Source organism: Paenibacillus urinalis (assembly GCF_028747985.1).
GTDB classification, from domain to species: domain Bacteria; phylum Bacillota; class Bacilli; order Paenibacillales; family Paenibacillaceae; genus Paenibacillus; species Paenibacillus urinalis.
The window spans coordinates 1,272,669-1,289,169 of record NZ_CP118108.1 but is presented as its reverse complement, the minus strand read 5'-3'; the positions used below and the strand labels follow the sequence as shown (position 1 = coordinate 1,289,169).

19 protein-coding genes are annotated in these 16,501 nt (G+C 48.0%); 6 read left to right on the top strand and 13 right to left on the bottom strand.

Annotated elements, in window-relative coordinates; translation table 11 throughout:
- Positions 1 to 18: 18 nt before the first annotated feature.
- The 4 genes from tsaB to PUW25_RS05695 all read right to left on the bottom strand — a co-directional run bounded on the left by tsaB (position 19) and on the right by PUW25_RS05695 (position 1,998).
- Positions 19 to 840 (bottom strand): tRNA (adenosine(37)-N6)-threonylcarbamoyltransferase complex dimerization subunit type 1 TsaB, encoded by an 822-nt coding sequence (gene tsaB / locus PUW25_RS05710; RefSeq protein WP_047912175.1) that lies wholly within the window; start codon positions 838 to 840, stop codon positions 19 to 21.
- A 2-nt stretch (positions 841 to 842) separates the two neighbouring features.
- Positions 843 to 1,325 carry a tRNA (adenosine(37)-N6)-threonylcarbamoyltransferase complex ATPase subunit type 1 TsaE gene (gene tsaE, locus PUW25_RS05705; RefSeq protein ID WP_047912176.1) on the bottom strand — a complete coding sequence of 161 codons (483 nt, stop codon included), beginning with the start codon at positions 1,323 to 1,325 and terminating at the stop codon, positions 843 to 845.
- A gap of 162 nt (positions 1,326 to 1,487) precedes the next feature.
- Complete coding sequence (locus PUW25_RS05700; protein WP_370510356.1) at positions 1,488 to 1,673, bottom strand: H-type small acid-soluble spore protein; 186 nt, start codon at positions 1,671 to 1,673, stop codon at positions 1,488 to 1,490.
- Between the two features lies 1 nt (position 1,674).
- Entirely contained in the window at positions 1,675 to 1,998 is a 324-nt protein-coding gene (locus PUW25_RS05695) for a hypothetical protein (RefSeq protein ID WP_152557745.1), read from the bottom strand.
- Positions 1,999 to 2,178: 180 nt separating this feature from the next.
- Between PUW25_RS05695 and ku the strand changes: the two genes are divergently transcribed.
- The 4 genes from ku to ligD all read left to right on the top strand — a co-directional run bounded on the left by ku (position 2,179) and on the right by ligD (position 6,162).
- On the top strand, positions 2,179 to 3,108 hold the full coding sequence (gene ku / locus PUW25_RS05690) for a non-homologous end joining protein Ku (protein WP_047912177.1): 930 nt from the start codon (positions 2,179 to 2,181) through the stop codon (positions 3,106 to 3,108).
- Between the two features lie 305 nt (positions 3,109 to 3,413).
- Complete coding sequence (locus PUW25_RS05685; protein ID WP_047912178.1) at positions 3,414 to 4,277, top strand: VOC family protein; 864 nt, start codon at positions 3,414 to 3,416, stop codon at positions 4,275 to 4,277.
- 31 nt (positions 4,278 to 4,308) lie between these two features.
- The gene (locus tag PUW25_RS05680) at positions 4,309 to 5,265 is read left to right on the top strand and encodes an ATP-dependent DNA ligase (protein WP_047912179.1); all 957 of its coding nucleotides are present in this window, start codon (positions 4,309 to 4,311) and stop codon (positions 5,263 to 5,265) included.
- Between the two features lie 3 nt (positions 5,266 to 5,268).
- Positions 5,269 to 6,162 carry a non-homologous end-joining DNA ligase gene (gene ligD, locus PUW25_RS05675; protein WP_047912180.1) on the top strand — a complete coding sequence of 298 codons (894 nt, stop codon included), beginning with the start codon at positions 5,269 to 5,271 and terminating at the stop codon, positions 6,160 to 6,162.
- A gap of 146 nt (positions 6,163 to 6,308) precedes the next feature.
- Here the strand turns inward: ligD and PUW25_RS05670 are convergent, their stop codons facing one another.
- On the bottom strand, positions 6,309 to 7,196 hold the full coding sequence (locus tag PUW25_RS05670) for a YitT family protein (RefSeq protein WP_238546401.1): 888 nt from the start codon (positions 7,194 to 7,196) through the stop codon (positions 6,309 to 6,311).
- 184 nt (positions 7,197 to 7,380) lie between these two features.
- Positions 7,381 to 8,820 carry a cardiolipin synthase gene (gene cls / locus PUW25_RS05665; RefSeq protein ID WP_047912182.1) on the bottom strand — a complete coding sequence of 480 codons (1,440 nt, stop codon included), beginning with the start codon at positions 8,818 to 8,820 and terminating at the stop codon, positions 7,381 to 7,383.
- Positions 8,821 to 9,097: 277 nt separating this feature from the next.
- Here cls and PUW25_RS05660 point away from each other — a divergent pair, with 277 nt between their 5' ends.
- Entirely contained in the window at positions 9,098 to 10,450 is a 1,353-nt protein-coding gene (locus PUW25_RS05660) for a hemolysin family protein (RefSeq protein WP_047912183.1), read from the top strand.
- Positions 10,451 to 10,550: 100 nt separating this feature from the next.
- Here the strand turns inward: PUW25_RS05660 and PUW25_RS05655 are convergent, their stop codons facing one another.
- The 4 genes from PUW25_RS05655 to PUW25_RS05640 form a co-directional block, all read right to left on the bottom strand.
- The gene (locus PUW25_RS05655) at positions 10,551 to 11,630 is read right to left on the bottom strand and encodes an AI-2E family transporter (protein ID WP_047912184.1); all 1,080 of its coding nucleotides are present in this window, start codon (positions 11,628 to 11,630) and stop codon (positions 10,551 to 10,553) included.
- 140 nt (positions 11,631 to 11,770) lie between these two features.
- The gene (locus tag PUW25_RS05650) at positions 11,771 to 12,550 is read right to left on the bottom strand and encodes an ABC transporter permease (RefSeq protein WP_047912185.1); all 780 of its coding nucleotides are present in this window, start codon (positions 12,548 to 12,550) and stop codon (positions 11,771 to 11,773) included.
- Complete coding sequence (locus PUW25_RS05645) at positions 12,547 to 13,452, bottom strand: ABC transporter ATP-binding protein (protein WP_047912311.1); 906 nt, start codon at positions 13,450 to 13,452, stop codon at positions 12,547 to 12,549. The genes PUW25_RS05650 and PUW25_RS05645 overlap by 4 nt, the downstream gene beginning before the upstream one ends.
- Before the next feature lie 73 nt (positions 13,453 to 13,525).
- Complete coding sequence (locus PUW25_RS05640) at positions 13,526 to 13,906, bottom strand: hypothetical protein (RefSeq protein ID WP_152557746.1); 381 nt, start codon at positions 13,904 to 13,906, stop codon at positions 13,526 to 13,528.
- Positions 13,907 to 14,219: 313 nt separating this feature from the next.
- Here PUW25_RS05640 and PUW25_RS05635 point away from each other — a divergent pair, with 313 nt between their 5' ends.
- Positions 14,220 to 14,345, top strand: a complete 126-nt coding sequence (locus PUW25_RS05635) for a hypothetical protein (protein WP_274338231.1) — start codon at positions 14,220 to 14,222, stop codon at positions 14,343 to 14,345.
- A gap of 123 nt (positions 14,346 to 14,468) precedes the next feature.
- Here the strand turns inward: PUW25_RS05635 and PUW25_RS05630 are convergent, their stop codons facing one another.
- Genes PUW25_RS05630 through PUW25_RS05620 form a run of 3 tightly spaced genes read right to left on the bottom strand, consistent with a single transcriptional unit; the run spans position 14,469 to position 16,494 of the window.
- Positions 14,469 to 14,960 carry a hypothetical protein gene (locus tag PUW25_RS05630; RefSeq protein ID WP_047912187.1) on the bottom strand — a complete coding sequence of 164 codons (492 nt, stop codon included), beginning with the start codon at positions 14,958 to 14,960 and terminating at the stop codon, positions 14,469 to 14,471.
- A gap of 59 nt (positions 14,961 to 15,019) precedes the next feature.
- Positions 15,020 to 15,547 carry a VanZ family protein gene (locus PUW25_RS05625; protein ID WP_047912188.1) on the bottom strand — a complete coding sequence of 176 codons (528 nt, stop codon included), beginning with the start codon at positions 15,545 to 15,547 and terminating at the stop codon, positions 15,020 to 15,022.
- Positions 15,544 to 16,494: an LCP family glycopolymer transferase gene (locus PUW25_RS05620; RefSeq protein WP_205053902.1), complete on the bottom strand. Its 951-nt coding sequence runs from the start codon at positions 16,492 to 16,494 to the stop codon at positions 15,544 to 15,546. Before PUW25_RS05620 ends, PUW25_RS05625 begins: the two co-directional genes overlap by 4 nt.
- Positions 16,495 to 16,501 lie beyond the last annotated feature (7 nt).

The following is a 16,501-nucleotide window of genomic DNA, read 5'->3' as shown; positions in this document are numbered from 1 at the left end:
CTCAACGTACGACTCCCTTCATCCCTTGCGTAGAAGATTCGCTTCTGCTTCCGCAAGCTGTGTGTAATTCGGTATGAGCGTATGCACATCATCGTGTTGACCTGCCTTAAGCTTCAGCGAACCCAGCTTGCCCACATATCTTCCTTCCATGTCATACGGCATCAACACAAGCTCGCAAGACAAACGTTCTCTCAGCTTCTCGATCGTCTCTTCGTGCTGCGACACGTCCCCTGCAAAAATAATGCCAGCAGGCCGGTCTGAAGCATCGGTCTGCTCATACTGCGCAGCAAGCTTCTGTGTCCATGGCTCGACCAGCCGAATGCCATCCTCTTCAAACCGGTGCACCGGTTTATCACCATCGTACCCTTCAAACAATGCAGTGTAGGCCTGTCCTCTTCTTGCATCCATCAGGGGAACGACCCAGTATTTGGACTGCTCTGACTTAGCCGGATTTCCGGAATCTGTTGCAGCTGCTTCGATGCCCTTGTTGCCCTTGAAGGAACCGAGCCCTCCCCAAGCAAGTGCCTCCAGACTGGACACAGCTGCAACAGGCACATCCCATGCCCAAGCCAGCGTCTTCGCCGCTGTAACAGCGATGCGAATACCGGTGTAGGAACCAGGTCCGATTCCAACGGCAATGCCGCCGATTTCAGATCGCTCTATATGTTGTTCTTTCATTAAATCCTCCAGTGCCTGAACCACATGGACGGCATGATTACGCTCCGCACGTGAATTCGACTCAGAGAGCACCGTCTCGTTCTCCATTAATGCCGCAGCGAGTACCGCTGTTGACGTATCCAACGCCAAAAACCGCTCACGCGGCTTCCGTTCTTCCTTCATCCTCAATCGACTCCACTTCTCTTCAAATCTTCGCACCAATCCGTGTACGGCGAGCCATAACCATTCAGGCGAATGATACGATCTCCCGTCTCTGTTACCGTCATCTGGATATGCAGATGTTCCTCCGGCAGCAGCTCCGAGATAATGCTGGACCATTCAATCAAGCTTACTCCACTGCCATAGAAATATTCATCCAGCCCAAGTCCCTCGGCTTCGTCAAGCGTTATCCGGTAGACATCCATATGGTATAACGCAAGTCTGCCTTCATATTCCTTAATCAATGTAAAGGTCGGACTATTCACAACGCCCTCTACACCTAAATACTGTGCAAAATATTTGGAAAATGCCGTCTTCCCTGCACCCAGATCACCATCAAGGGCGATAACCGAGCCAGGCACAGCGAGCTTGGCTAGACGGGCAGCGAGCAGCTCCGTATCCTGTACACTAATGGAGTGGTACACCCACTCCTGATGCTCGTATTTCAATATGCTAACCTTCTTTCGATCTATCGTAAGCAAACCATTCGCTAGTTATCAGGGCAAATCCTTCACCTCATTATATAGTTCCCCATCTGTCCAAGCAAGGTAAGGAAGACACACAAAACCCGGGGTACCATAGACCCCGGGTGCATATTCACTATCGTATGATTAGCTCTCGACCAAACGATCCACTCGCACCGTATGCGTCTCCAGCGGGTTGTTGCCGATCTGCACGGTTGCCATTTGGTTTTCTACATCCACATGCTCAATCCATATAGGCTGTTCACCATCCAGCTTGACCGAGATATTTTCCTTCGCTTCATAAATCGCTTTTGCACGGTTTGCATCCATCATGTTATAGGTCTCCTTCTTCCTCATTAATCTCCAGCTCATGCTCATCAAATAATGCATCTGAAGTGCTGTCTCCGATATAACCATTGTCGTCAGTGACCTGTCCACCGCCCAGGCCTTCGTTCACCATACGATCCACGTCAAATGCCGTCTCTTCTACACTCTCTTCATCTCTTGCTTCCGGCGTGGTGACCTCTTCCCAGTCCACCATATCGGCTGCGAGCATATCCGTGCCGCTGAGTGCATCCCAGAATCGATCTGATCCAGCTGCATCTCCATTCACCCTGTCTCTTCTGTCCGGCTCGTACATATCACTTGTTCTGGACATGTCTTCTCTCCTTCGCCCTTTTTAATCCGTAATATGTCCGGATGGAGCAACAATCATGCATCATTTCTCTGACTCTGACTAAGCAACTCTTCACGTTCCATGAATAAGATTACAAACGTCTTTTTTTGCCCATAATATGAAGAAAGATCATACTACAGATTATTTGAAGGAGGGATCGTCATGCATACCGTTTGGAAAGGAGCCATCAGCTTCGGACTGGTTCACGTCCCTGTCAAAATGTTCTCTGCTACGGAGGACAAGGATATTTCGATGCGATACATTCATACCGAATGCGGCAGTCCGCTCAGCTATATTCGTAAATGTCCATCCTGTGAGGTTGAAGTCAAATGGGAGGAGATTACGAAGGGATACGAATATGAGAAGGGAAAATTCGTGCTGTTCGAGAAGGATGAGCTCGATCAGCTGTCTGAGCAGGCCAATAAGAACATTTCGATACTGGATTTTGTGAATTTAACGGATATTGATCCGATTTATTTTCAGAAGACCTACTATTTATCTCCTGATCAGTCCGGAGGTAATGCGTACCAGCTGCTGATGACGGCTATGCGTGAAACTGGCAAGATCGGAATTGCCAAGATCTCCATCCGTTCAAAGAGCAGCCTTGCGGCCATTCGGGTGCTTGAGGATTGCCTTGCCATTGAAACGATCTTCTACCCTGATGAGATCCGTCCTGTATCCCAGGTGCCTAATCTGCCCGAGAATATTGCCGTGAACGACAAGGAGCTGACCATGGCCAAGCTGCTGATCGATCAGCTTAGTACGCCATTCGACCCGGAGAAATATACTGACGATTATCGTGAAAGACTGCTTGAACTCATTAATCATAAAGTCGCAGGCGAAGAGTACAAGATTGCTCCAGCCAAGCCGGAAGCGAATGTCGTCGATCTTATGGCTGCGCTTCAAGCTAGTATTGAGGCCACGCAGCAGCAGCCGCCGATTGTTACCGATCCAGGACCGGCCAAGCCTGCCAAGAAACGGACGACTCGTAAAAAGGCCGCCTCCGCAGAAGACAACAATCGCGATGAACCCGTTGTCAAGCCAAAGACAACAAAGCGAAAAACCGCCAAAAAGAAAGAGACCGGAGCTTAAAGCAGTTTCCAGTTCCACAGGCAGATTACTCGGGTCCTGGGATATTCAGCACAGCTGCTGGATACGGAAATGCTGCATCTGATACTTTCAAATTGTAGGATGCTAACATCCTGCATGGTTATGTAGAGAGGTTAACCAGTATGGTGGGAGTCGCAATTAGAAAGGCTTGAACGATCTCGCTTACCATTGACGCGTCCAAGGGTACACTATATACTAACTTACATAAAGTAACTTAGTGTAGGTTAGTAATTTTAGTTTTTTTAACCACTCCATCTATGGACATGATCAAGGAGGCAATTACAAATATGACATACTCTATTCATCCCGCAACGACACTCGGTGAAGTGAAGCTTCGCGTCAGCGAGCTTACACGCTCTATTGATTTTTATGAACGGGTCGTAGGACTCAAGGTGCTGTCTCAACAAGGGAATCAGGCTGTACTGACCAGTGACGGCGTGCGCTCACTTGTCATACTGGAAGAGCTTGCGGATGCCAAGCCGATCCGCCCAAGAAGCCACGCTGGACTGTACCACTATGCAATTCTTCTGCCGGACCGTGAGTCTCTGGGCCTTGCGCTTCGCCACCTGATCGACAGCGGAATTGAAATTGGGCAAGGCGATCACAGTGTTAGTGAAGCACTCTATATTAATGACCCGGACGGGCACGGCATTGAAATTTATGCTGACCGGCCACGAAGTGTATGGCGCCGCGATGCGAACAATCATTATATTATGGGAACCGATCCTGTCGATGTTCACGGACTGCTCGCGCTGGCGGGCGACAAACCGTTTATAGGACTGCCTGCAGACACCGTTATCGGTCATGTGCATTTTCATATATCCAGCCTCCCGGCAGCCCGCGAATTCTACAACAAGCTGCTCGGGTTTGATATCGTGCTGGATGATCCGCGCTTTCAGGCCGTATTCGTGTCGGCCGGCGGGTATCACCATCATATCGGACTTAATATTTGGGCGGGACAGAATGCTCCGGCTACCCCTCACGATGCGGTAGGAATCGATTATTTCACCATCTTATTTGAGGATAAAGAAGCGTTCGACGATACGCTGCTGCGTCTTCAGTCCGGCGGATATAACGTAACTACTCAGGATTCAGAAGGCTATGTTACCGATCCATTTGGTATTGGCATTCGTTTGACCTATCAATCATAAATAATTTCAGTATTAAAGGAGAAGCAGGTGCATGGAACTTAAGCCGGTCATTCCTTTCGAACCGATCCGAACGAATCTTTTTCCTGTCGGCCCTCCCTGGATTGCCCAGGTGAAATGGGACGGTGTCCGCATGCTAACGTATTATGACGGGCATGAAGTGAAGCTCATTAATCGCAAACGGAATGACCGAACCCTGCAGTATCCCGAATTCACACTAGCGGATGTCTATTCATCCGCTTCTTCTTTTATCCTCGATGGAGAGCTGATTGCATTCAGAGAGGGCAAGCCGTCTTTTCATGAGATCATGAGACGAGACAGTCTTCGAAGCGAGCGCAGTATCCGGCAAGGCCTGAAGAGCGTTCCGGTTACCTACATGGTCTTCGATATCCTGTACCTGAATGGAGTATGGGTAATGGATAGGCCCCTGTCGGTGCGGCAGCAGCTGCTCGCTGAGATGATCAAGCCTCATCCGCAGGTTCAGCTGGTACAGAATTTTCCGGATGGCAATGCCTTGTTTGAAGCAGCCAAAGCACAGCAGCTCGAAGGTGTCGTCGTCAAGGATCTGAACAGTACCTACGCTCTAGACGGCAAAGATAATCGGTGGCAGAAACGCAAGAAGAACGGAGATTTGTATGCCGTTATTGGCGGCGTTACATTCAGAGACAAGGTCGTTAATTCTCTTCTGCTTGGTCTGTATAACCAACAGGGAGAGCTGGAGTATATCGGACATGCCGGAACCGGCAGATTTACAGTGCAGGACTGGCGGACCCTTACCGAACAAGTGCTGAGCATGGGTGTACAGCGTATGCCTTTTGTCAATGTACCGGGTAGAAATCAAGGGGCACTGTGGATACAGCCCAAGCTGGTCGTACGTGTTACCTTTCTCGAATGGACACCCGGCGGAACGATGCGCCACCCTACAATAGAGAGCCTCGCCCCTCACGTCCCTGCAGCAGAATGCCAAGTATCACAGAAGGAGGAGAGCTGACCTATGCCGCGTTCGATCAAGGGCACGATTCAAATTGAAGGACAGGATATTACGATTACGAATCCAGACAAGCCGCTCTGGCCTGAAGCCGGCGTTACCAAAGCCATGTATTTGCAGAAGCTGGCAGAGCTCTCCCCCTATCTGCTGAAATACTGCAGGAACCGCCTGCTCACGACGATCCGGTATCCGCATGGGATTCATGGAGAATTTTTTTATCAAAAAAATGCGCCTGAGCCCCTCCCTCCCTATGTCAAGACAGCCGTTCACGAAGGGATCAATTATATTGTGATGGAGGACCTTCCAGTCCTTCTATGGCTTGGCAACCTTGCCGCGCTTGAGTTTCATCCTTCGCTTCATTATGCAGGCAGTAAGCTGCCCTGCGAATGGATGATTGATCTCGACCCCAGCCTGCCCGAAGAACCCCGAATAATGGAAGCCGCGCACATCGTCGGGCAGACCCTAAGTTCACTTGGCATTCAATCCGTACCCAAGACGTCGGGCGCTACAGGTGTGCAGATTATTGTGCCCATCCAGAGCGGGATTACGTTCGAGGAGCTTCGGACGCTTGGTCATTTTGTCGGCATGTACGTGTGCCAGAAGCATCCAGACTTATTCACATTGGAACGGCTAAAGAAGGATCGGGGCAACAAGATATATTTTGATTATCTCCAGCATTATGGTGGTAAAACCTTGGCCGCCCCCTACACTCCACGCGCCAGGGAACACGCCTCCGTTTCAACGCCTCTCTTATGGGATGAGGTAGCAGCAGACGTACGTCCGAAGGACTTCCATTTGCTCAATATTGGCGCCCGCTTGGCCGAAAAAGGCGATCTCCTCTCCGCTCTGCCGCCGCAGCCACTGGAGAATGTATTGAAGCACCTGAAGAATAAGAAGTAGATAACAACAGCACAAAAAGTGTGTATATCACGTATCCCGTACACCGGATAGCTTCCTTCCGCGCATAATAAAATACCCGGTACTCCTAAACATCTTAGGAATACCGGGTTCTTTATACAAATACCCATAGTCGAACGAATCGCTCGCTAATGAATGCCTTTTTTCTTGAAACGTCCGCCTTTTACATCATGAATATTACCAATCGCTACAAAGGCCTGTGGATCCCAGTCCTCTACGATGCTCTTCAGCTTGGCTTCCTCCAGACGCGTAATGACGACGAAGATCACCTTCTTCTCATCCCCGCTGAATCCGCCTTCTCCATCCAGGTATGTAACCCCGCGGCCAAGACGATCTGTAAGAGCTTCTCCGATATCCCGGTACTTCTCACTAATGATCCATACCGACTTGGATTGATCCAAACCTTCAATCGTGACGTCAATCATCTTCATCGCAATATAATATGCAATCATGGAATACATCGCGTTTGGCCATCCAAACACGAAGCCTGCCATAACGAAGATGAACACATTAATGACCAGTACGACCTGTCCGACCGAAAATGGAGATCTTCCACTTACCAGAATTGCAACAATCTCCGTCCCATCCAGAGAACCTCCTGAACGGATGACGAGTCCTACCCCCACGCCGAGGATAACACCGCCAAATACAGCACCCAGAAGCGGCTCATTCGGCGTTAACGCCTGAACGTGATGCAATAGATGTGTTCCGATCGACATGATAACAATGCCGAACAGTGTAGATACCGCAAAGGTCTTGCCAATCTGCTTATACCCAATTAGAAGAAACGGCAGGTTGAACAAGGTCAGCAATACACCAAGCGGCAGGCCGGAGAGCTGTGACACCATGATGGATATCCCTGTGATACCACCATCAATTACGCCATTGGGAATTAGAAAAATCTCAAGAGCTATAGCCATAAGCGATGCGCCGACCACAATCATGATGGCACGCTGCAGCAGCTTCAAGCTAATTGGAGAACTGTTTGCCTTCGTCTGTTTGCCCGGACTCGGCATCATTTCCTTCGTTGTCATATTTGACATAGAATCCCCCCTATTCTTTTAAGCTTTCTATGTCCGCAAGACATGACCTGAGACTTTATTATACCATACTCCGAATCCATAAAACACTAAAAGAGTCAGCAAAGACGAGATAATGGAATAGAAAGCAGGTTTTTATGACAGAAATCATCCCAAATCCTTAGAGTAGAGGAGATAATAACCTACATAGGATTTCGGTGGATTTGCCTAATTTTGAACGCTGACTAAACGTGCTTAATTCCACCTTCATGCTATGCGTAAGATCGCCTGCAAAATCCTGCACCAGCCTATCGATCGCACTCTTTGAATACATGACCGACGTCAGCTCAAAATTGCTGTAGAAGCTGCGCATATCCAGGTTGGCCGAGCCCACCGTAGCGAGCAAATCATCGACGACGATGACCTTCGAGTGAATGAAGCCTTTCTTATAACGATAGAACTGAACTCCCGCCGTCAGCAGCTCTTCTACATAAGACAGCGTTGCCTGCAGCACAATCGCGTAGTCCGCCTCATACGGAATTAGAATGCGTACATCCACACCCGCATAAGCAGCTGTCTTCAGTGCAGTCATGAGCGCATCGTCCGGTATGAAGTACGGCGTTGTAATATAGATCCGCTTGTTCGCTTGTGTAATGGCACTGAAGCAGACCTCCTGAATCAGATGACGCGTCTCATCCGGCCCGCTCTCCACAATCTGAACCTGCTCATTGACCTGGCAGTCATGCGGAGGGAATAGGGAAGGAATGAGCTCCTCATCTACGGTCTGCCCCGATACCATCTCCCAATCCTTGAGAAAGGTTGTCTGCAGGAAGTACACGGCATCTCCGCTGATCCGCATGTGCGTATCCCGCCAGAACCCCATTTTCTGCGATTGGCCCCGGTATTCATCTCCGATATTCATTCCTCCGGTATATCCGATCGTACCGTCGACGACAACAATCTTGCGATGGTTGCGGTAGTTCAGCTTACGAAGCTTCATCGCAAGGCCGGGCGGCAGGAAGAAATGAATCTCGATTCCCGCATTCTTCATTCTTTGAATGAAGGGCTTAGGCAGGGTTTTGCTGCCGAATCCATCACAGATGATGCTGACTTTCACGCCCAGCTTGGCTTTTTCAATGAGGAGATCCTGAAACATGGTGCCGATAATGTCATCACGAAAAATATAAAACTGGATGTGAATATGATGCTGCGCCTTCTCTATATCATGCAGCAGGGACGCAAACAGCGGTTCACCCTCTGTAAAATACTTCGTTTGGTTGCAGCCCGTAATCGCACTGTTCGGAATAGGGGACAACAAGTTGAACAGCCGGGTATGTGATGTAAAGACCTCACTCTGCATGTCTTCTGCCTTCGTTATGACGGTGGTCTGTGAAGCAAGATGCTGATGAATGTGTTCCCACACCTCCGTCTTCACATGCTTCCTCATTCGCTTGTAGGGACGGCCGGCCAGGAAATAGAGCGCTATTCCAATAACAGGCAGGCAGATGGAGATTAGAATCCATACTCCCGCCTTGGCCGGTCTCTCATACTCCAGTACAAACAAGAGGACGGTTTGCAGGAAATAAAATAAGATCAGTATCACGATGACCAGCCAAATCATATGCCAGCCCCCTTCTTATGTAAGGATTCGGAGTCATCTATACAGTGTGACAAATTTTTGCAAGAAACATGCATGTCAGAACCAAAAAATATAGAATTTTCGCTCAAAAATAGCTTTGTAATTAAAGTACTTGACATTCACTGTACTTTAGGGCGTATTTTCAGGCGCTCTGAATTGAGCTATAATATTCGATAAACTGAATCAAGTTCATACATGATTCATCTGTTGAATTCGATTCGCTTTATAGTTTAAATTCATGAAGAGGAAGAGATGTGAAATGGAAGAAGGTAGTAGGTACGCGATATACCTGGTCCTAGTGGCCGTATTGATTGGTTTTTCGGCATTTTTTGTCGCAGTAGAGTTTGCGATTGTACGTGTAAGAACGAGTCGATTGGATCAACTGATCGCAGAAGGGAACAAAAGAGCCGCCGCCGTTAGACAGGTGGTTGCTAATCTGGACGGCTATCTATCCGCCTGTCAGCTGGGGATCACGATTACCTCGCTGGGACTCGGATGGCTGGGGGAACCGACCATCGAGAAGATTCTGCACCCGCTATTTGAAAGAATGCAATTACCGGAGGCCGTAGGATCATTCTTGTCCTTCATAATCGCCTTTATGGTGATTACTTACTTACATGTCGTTGTCGGTGAACTCGCACCAAAGACCGTTGCCATTCGCAAAGCAGAAACGGTTGCGATGCTAACCGCCAAACCGATCATTTGGTTTAACAAAATCATGTACCCATTTATTTTCGTCTTGAACGGCTCTGCCAATGGTCTTGTGAAGCTGTTTGGCGTTAAGCCTGCTTCTGAGCACGAAGACGCTCATTCTGAGGAAGAGCTGCAGATTATTATTAATGAGAGCTTCGAGAGCGGCAAGATTAATCAGAGCGAATTTGGATATGTAAGCCGGATCTTCGCTTTTGATGAAATGCTCGCTAAGGAAATCATGGTTCCCCGAACCGATATGGTATGCTTGTACGTCAACAAATCCGTTGATGAGAATCTCGCCATCATTCGTGAAGAGCAGTACACCCGGTTCCCGGTCGTGAATGAGAATAAGGATGATATTATCGGCATCATTAATACGAAGCAATTTTTCCTGGAGTATTACGGAGGCAACTCCTCCGACATTGACATTGCCGGCCTCATCCATCCGATTCCTGCAGTTCACGAAACAACTCCGGTCAAAGAACTGCTTCACAAGATGCAGCAGGAAGGCAATCATATTGCGATCCTGGTTGATGAATATGGCGGAACCTCGGGTATGGTCACGATCGAAGACGTGCTGGAGCAGATCGTCGGAGAGATTCGGGATGAATTCGACGCCGATGAGGAAGAAGAAATCCAGTTCGTGGATGAGAACTACATTATATTTAACGGGAAGGTATCCTTGTCCAAGGTGAATGATCTACTCCTCTCCTCCCTGGACACAACCGAATGGGATACGATTGGAGGGTGGCTGTACAGTCATCAGCCCGAAATGAATGAACAAGAAGAATACGAATATGAAGGACTTACCTTCGTTCTGCTGGAGGCAGAGAAGAACCGCTTCCTGAAGGTCGCTGTTATTCCTAGAGAACCTCTGAATACCGCAAACGGCGAAGAGGAAGCCGCACTCGCAGAGTAATTCGTTACTATATAATAGATAAGGCCCGCATGTCTGTTCGTGACAGACCTGCGGGCCTTATTGGTTTTATTAATATAATACAGACACCGGCGCTGTAAGGCTATGCCTTCTCCCATTTGTCCTTGAAGAAGATATGATACACCTTGGTAATCACAATCTTCAGCGTCATATAGAACGGAATGGCAAGAATAACCCCCATCAAGCCTGCAATATCGCCACCCACAAGCACCACAACAATCGTCGTGATCGGATGGATATCGAGCGATTTGTTGAAGATATAAGGCGCCAGCAGGTTATCCTGAATTTGCTGTGCAGCAAGGATAATAATCAGTGCCCAGATCGCCATCGAAGGAGATTGGATAAAGGCAATGATCACAATTGGCACCGATGACAAGAACGCCCCGATGAAGGGGATAAAGTTCATAATGACCGCGATCACGGTCAGCAGCAAGGCATATGGCAAATCGATAAACAGAAATCCGATATACATCAGTACGCCAAGCGCCACATTGATGATGACACGTCCAACGATGAATCCACTGAGAGAGCTGTCGATCTCATCCATCAGAGCTGTACCCTCGTCACGGAAACGCTTCGGCATGAAGCCTACAATCCTCTCCCCGAATTTCCCGCCTTCCTTCAGCATGAAGTAGAGAATAATCGGAGTAACAAACAACACCATAATGAAGCTGGAGAAGAAGGAGACTACACCAGACATGTAATCGGTCAGCACGGTAAACCCTTGATCAATGACTTCTGTGATCCGGGATAATATGTTGCTTCCCTCCGGCAGGAACTGTGCCAGCATTCCACTCTCTTCCAGCTCCTGAACCTGCTCAGTCAGCATTTTAATCAAATTCGGCGCATTCTCAATGAACGCGAGGAACTGCTCCCGCAGCGACGGCCAGATCCCGATAATAAATCCAGCCATAATCAGACCGAATACCAGGTAGATGAGGAAAATGGCGAGCGTCCGATTGACTCTTCGTTTATGCATCAGCTCAACGAGCGGCCTTAGCAGATAGTAGAAGAATCCTGCCAGCATCGCCGGCACTAAGATTACGCTGAGTAAAGAAATCAGCGGATTAAAAATAAATTTGACCTTGTCACCCAAGAAGATAACAAGCAGGATCAGGATTATACCGATACAGAATCGGAAAAACCTGTTGGTTTGAGCCAAGTTCACTTCCTCCATTCATGTCTATTTCTAATGGTAAATATGTAAGTCACATAACGAGTTATGCAACATCCTCTCACACCGCACTCCTAGACATTATAGCAAATGAAGGGGTCCTAATCGAATGACAAGACTCTTCTATTCTAGGCTGCCACGTCTCTCTTGTGAAAGACATACCAGGCAATACCCATAAATAGAACATAATAAACAGCAAGCACTGTAATGGAGAAGCCCAGACTCATTACACTGTCACTCGAACCGAACATATATTGACCAAGGTCCATATTGGTGAACAGAATATATTTCGCCCAGGAATACCGTTCCGGATCGAAGATTAATCCGAAGATCCCTTGAGTGAACAAGATAAATAGAGACAACCCGATAGCAAGAGCTCCAGATCTGAATACGGTGGATACCATGAAGGCGATCGCCAAGGTGATAAACAAGTCCACATATTCATACAGCCAGCTGATGAGCGCATAGCCTGCAGGCGTGTAATCACCCGGCATCTGTGACACAACCGTCTCTGTAGACATCAGCACCGAGGAAGTAAGGAGCGATAACCCTGTCATCAGCAAGGTCGTCAGCAGACTAAATAGCAGCACCGATACATATTTGGAAGCCAGAATCTTGCTCCGGGTCCACGGACGAATCAGCAGCAGCTTAATCGTACCCCAAGAGAATTCACCTGCCACCGAATCTGCCGCAATGACGACCGCAAAGATCGTATTCAGGAAGCTGATGAACGACACGGTCAGCATGGCGCCTTCCCAATAGTAGGTCGAGGCGCCGCCCCCTGTGCTGGACAGCAGATAAGGAATCAGGATCGACATCACAATAATAATCCCGAGCATCACCCAAGTCCGTACACGGCGATAGATCTTCATATTCTCATTATGTACCAGCATTAGAAAGTTACTCATGGACGCTCACCTCCCGTCATGGCCAGGAACTGATCTTCCAGGGAGCTGGTTCGTGCCCGAATACCATACACCTTAATGTCATGTTGGACCAGTCTTGCATTCAGCTCGGCGGCTTCATCTCTAGTACAAGATATGCTCAGCACCGGGCCCTCAGTACGTCCCTGTCCAGCGAGCTGAAATGCCGCCTCGGGATCACTTACCTCAAACGTATATTCTAGGACTTCAAGAGCTCCACTCTCCGGTCTCAGCTGCCGAACATCAATCAGCTTCCCATCCTGAATCACCGCGACCGTATCACACATCAGCTCCATCTCGGACAGCAAATGACTCGATACGAAGACGGTCGTCCCTTCAGTAAGCGTGAGCTTGCGCAAATAATCCCTCAGCTCGCGAATACCCTGCGGGTCTAATCCATTCGTCGGCTCGTCCAGCACGAGCAGCTTCGGACGATGCAGAATGGCTTGTGCGACGCCAAGGCGCTGACGCATACCGAGCGAGTAAGTCTTGACCTTGTCATGAATCCGGTCACGGAGGCCAACGAGCTCAATCGCTTCCTGGATTCTCTCTTTGGTCACACCCGGTGACATTCGGGCAAAATGAACCAGGTTCTGGTAGCCCGTCAGGAACTTGTACATCTCCGGATTCTCTACAATAGCGCCAACCTCACGGATAGCATCCTCAAACTGCGTCTTCACACTGTGACCGGCAATGAAGATGTCCCCTCTACTAATAGACATCAAACCAACCATCATGCGGATTGTGGTCGTCTTCCCCGCGCCATTGGGCCCTAAAAAACCAAAGACCTGGCCTGGATAAATATCCAGAGTCAGGTCTTGCACGAGATGGCGGGAAGAAATGACCTTACTTACACCTTGCATACGAACGACAGGTTCCTGGTGCATGTCATAGTTCACTCCCTCTTGATCATGCTCGAATCGTGATTCGAGCATGGATTCTCACTCATAAGCTTCGTGCCTAGTGTAACATAATCTGTGAGAACCTGTCCCGTGTATTCGAGGGAATGAAGCAATTCTGTTCCGCTTGCTCTGCTTCGGGAGACGGCGAATGTTCCTCCTCTGCAGCGGGAGCGGCCTCCTGCTGCTCTTCCACAGTCTCTTCACCGTTCTGGCAGCAGATACAGTAGCCCAAGGGCATTTCATTTCTGTAGAATCCGGTCCGGAAGACCTGATTAGGTATGATATGGGGAAGGTCTTTCATCCTGGAAATGGACTGTTCATATGATAGACTACCTGAGACTTTGGCCTCTTCTATTCCTCTCGACTCCATTGGATATTCCGTGTCTACCGACAATATCCTCCCACAGGCGACACAATAAAATCGACTTGTCACGATCACTTCAGCCGTCCTCCATTCATAAAGACACATAGTTTCATTACCTGTGAAACCAACTTCTGGGGCATTCCATAGCCAACCGCATAAATCGATTCTTTTCGATACAAATTGTATCTTGAACATAATAGAGTCCCATATTTTTGTCAAGAATTTTTGAGGGTTATTAGATATTTAACCAGGAAAAGGGCAGGAAAACGCTTAATAAATAGATGTTTTCACTTTTTTTCATGAAAAACATGTCATAAACATTCACAGAGCAGGACACTCAGTGATACAATTTGTATTGTAGTACATTTTTTTCTAGGGGGAACGTGTGTTGAAAAGAACGATTCGTAAACTAAGGAGAAGCGCATCAAGAACGATCTCCGTGGTGCCGGTCGCTGTTATCGCTGGGGCTCCGGTCTTGACCTACTTTATTGTACGCATGGTTCTGCAGAAATAGGACAAATTGTAAGAATATTTGTCTTACGCCTATGTACGAGCACACGACAAAAAGCACCTCATTGCTAAGAGAGGACAGGCTCTTGGCAATAAGGTGCTTTTTCCCATTAAATACGAATCCAGATTAGAACTCTTGTGCCTTATCAAACGACCATAGTACGCGCCATTCTCCGGACTCCTGTGAAGCATATACGGGCTGTACCATCTTAAAGTTACCGAAGGAAGAATGATAGATCTGGGTGACGGTGAATTGATAGACTTCGGCCAACGCTTCTTTTCCTTCAATGAGCTGAACATCAAACAGCCTCTCGGGTTCAGATACTTCATATTTAAAGGTATTGGTGCCAAAATGCTGCATGAACACATGGGCCCTGGTCTGGACGTAGTCCGGCTTCTTATATCGTTCCTGCAGCAGAGAATGAAACAGCTCCCATGAGCTCCCGAAATCTCCCTCTTGCTCATATGTATAGAATTGTTCAATCACTTTACGCGCATCCTCTTCTTCATTCGACTTCATAACCCCTTGAATACTGAAGAAGAGCAGAGCCAACAGACCCACAATTAGTAAGGTAGCCACGATCTTAAGCAGACCATTTGCCCGTCGTTTGCGCAACATCAAATAAGCCTCCTCCTCTCTTGTCCCTTGTAACTCAAGGTATGAGAGAGGAAGAGGCTTTAGACCTTCCTTTTGTGCCGCACATACTGAAACAATACATATAGAAGAATAGCAATACAGCCCCCGGTCAAGTCCAGCAGAACATCATCGAAGGAGGATGTCCTGCCTGCGGAGAATCGCTGCAGAAACTCATCAGCGCTCGCAATCAGTAAGGTAATGACCAACGGTACCCAATAGACTGTAAGGGTAGGTCCCCACCGCTTTTTCAGAATCATATGAGCTGCCAGCGTTAAGATACCATACACGAACATGTGAGCACATTTGCGGAATACGAACTCCGTGAAGCCGTATGGATTATTGCGGAGCGAATTGGTATGACCTCCATAGCTGATTCGGATATCAGGCAACTCGAAATCAATATTCAGCTTCTGAACGGTTTGGATGAGAAGAGGGCGAATGGTCTGCTGCTGATACGTCCTAGTGGACATGAACAGAATGAACAGAATCCAGAATAGCAGGAAGAGGGCTAGAAGGACCCGCTTTCTTTGCTTCTTTTTATGATCCTGTCTTCGCTCAGCTCTGCTCAAGACGGTTCTGCCTCATCCATATGCTCTTTTATCGCTGCCGTCACCCTCTGTTTCTCTTGCTCATCCACAATATAATAGTAGATCCCGCTAATTCGCTGCCCATGTCCCTGAATCTCCATGGTGTCGATCTTCTTCAGGCTACTCGCATATTCCAACACAAATTTCTTCATTTCATCAAATGTAATATCGGTCTTCACATTTCCCCCGACTTCATCCAGGATGTTCTGGATCTGCATAACACTGGATACCTGAAGTGCATTCTTCATCAGCTCTTGAACAATCTCCTGCTGTCTTGTATTCCTTCCAAGGTCGCCACGTGGGTCATCATATCGCATACGGGAGTAGAGTAGAGCTTCTTCGCCTGATAGTGTAATTGGCCCTTCCACAAATTTCTTGTCACCCATATTAAATTCGAATGGATTGTTTACCTTAACACCACCCAATAAGTCAATAACCGATACGAACCCTTCCATATTTAATTTGACATAATAATCAATAGGAACGTCAAGGAATTGTTCTACCGTCTGTATAGACATGTTTACCCCACCGAACGCGTACGCGTGATTAATCTTATCTACTGAACCTCTGCCTACAATCTCGGTTCTGGTATCCCTTGGAATATTGAACATCTGAATGGATTGCTTCTGCGGATTCACCGTCAGAACAATGATTGTATCTGAGCGGCCTGCATCATTGGCTCTCTCATCCACACCTAGCAGCAACACGGAGAAGGGGTCTATTTCCTTAATCTTCTCTACCTTAGGCTGTACAGCCGGAGCAGACTCCTGCCCCCCACCGATATCGGTAATGGGTACTACCGCTTCACGCGGTTCATAGATTGTATTCGCCGTAGTCTCAAGGGAAGCATACATATACCACACGAAACCTACTCCGACAGTGACAATAGCAGCGACTCCGCCGAGACTAATCTTTAACCAACGCTTCATATGAGCC

Coding starts and splice junctions, on each gene's coding strand:
- tsaB (WP_047912175.1), bottom strand. CDS start 840: ATGAAGGAAGAACGGAAGCCGCGTGAGCGGTTTTTGGCGTTGGATACG.
- PUW25_RS05700 (WP_370510356.1), bottom strand. CDS start 1,673: ATGATGGATGCAAACCGTGCAAAAGCGATTTATGAAGCGAAGGAAAAT.
- PUW25_RS05695 (WP_152557745.1), bottom strand. CDS start 1,998: ATGTCCAGAACAAGTGATATGTACGAGCCGGACAGAAGAGACAGGGTG.
- ku (WP_047912177.1), top strand. CDS start 2,179: ATGCATACCGTTTGGAAAGGAGCCATCAGCTTCGGACTGGTTCACGTC.
- PUW25_RS05685 (WP_047912178.1), top strand. CDS start 3,414: ATGACATACTCTATTCATCCCGCAACGACACTCGGTGAAGTGAAGCTT.
- PUW25_RS05680 (WP_047912179.1), top strand. CDS start 4,309: ATGGAACTTAAGCCGGTCATTCCTTTCGAACCGATCCGAACGAATCTT.
- ligD (WP_047912180.1), top strand. CDS start 5,269: ATGCCGCGTTCGATCAAGGGCACGATTCAAATTGAAGGACAGGATATT.
- PUW25_RS05670 (WP_238546401.1), bottom strand. CDS start 7,196: ATGCCGAGTCCGGGCAAACAGACGAAGGCAAACAGTTCTCCAATTAGC.
- cls (WP_047912182.1), bottom strand. CDS start 8,820: ATGATTTGGCTGGTCATCGTGATACTGATCTTATTTTATTTCCTGCAA.
- PUW25_RS05660 (WP_047912183.1), top strand. CDS start 9,098: ATGGAAGAAGGTAGTAGGTACGCGATATACCTGGTCCTAGTGGCCGTA.
- PUW25_RS05650 (WP_047912185.1), bottom strand. CDS start 12,550: ATGAGTAACTTTCTAATGCTGGTACATAATGAGAATATGAAGATCTAT.
- PUW25_RS05645 (WP_047912311.1), bottom strand. CDS start 13,452: ATGCACCAGGAACCTGTCGTTCGTATGCAAGGTGTAAGTAAGGTCATT.
- PUW25_RS05630 (WP_047912187.1), bottom strand. CDS start 14,960: ATGTTGCGCAAACGACGGGCAAATGGTCTGCTTAAGATCGTGGCTACC.
- PUW25_RS05620 (WP_205053902.1), bottom strand. CDS start 16,494: ATGAAGCGTTGGTTAAAGATTAGTCTCGGCGGAGTCGCTGCTATTGTC.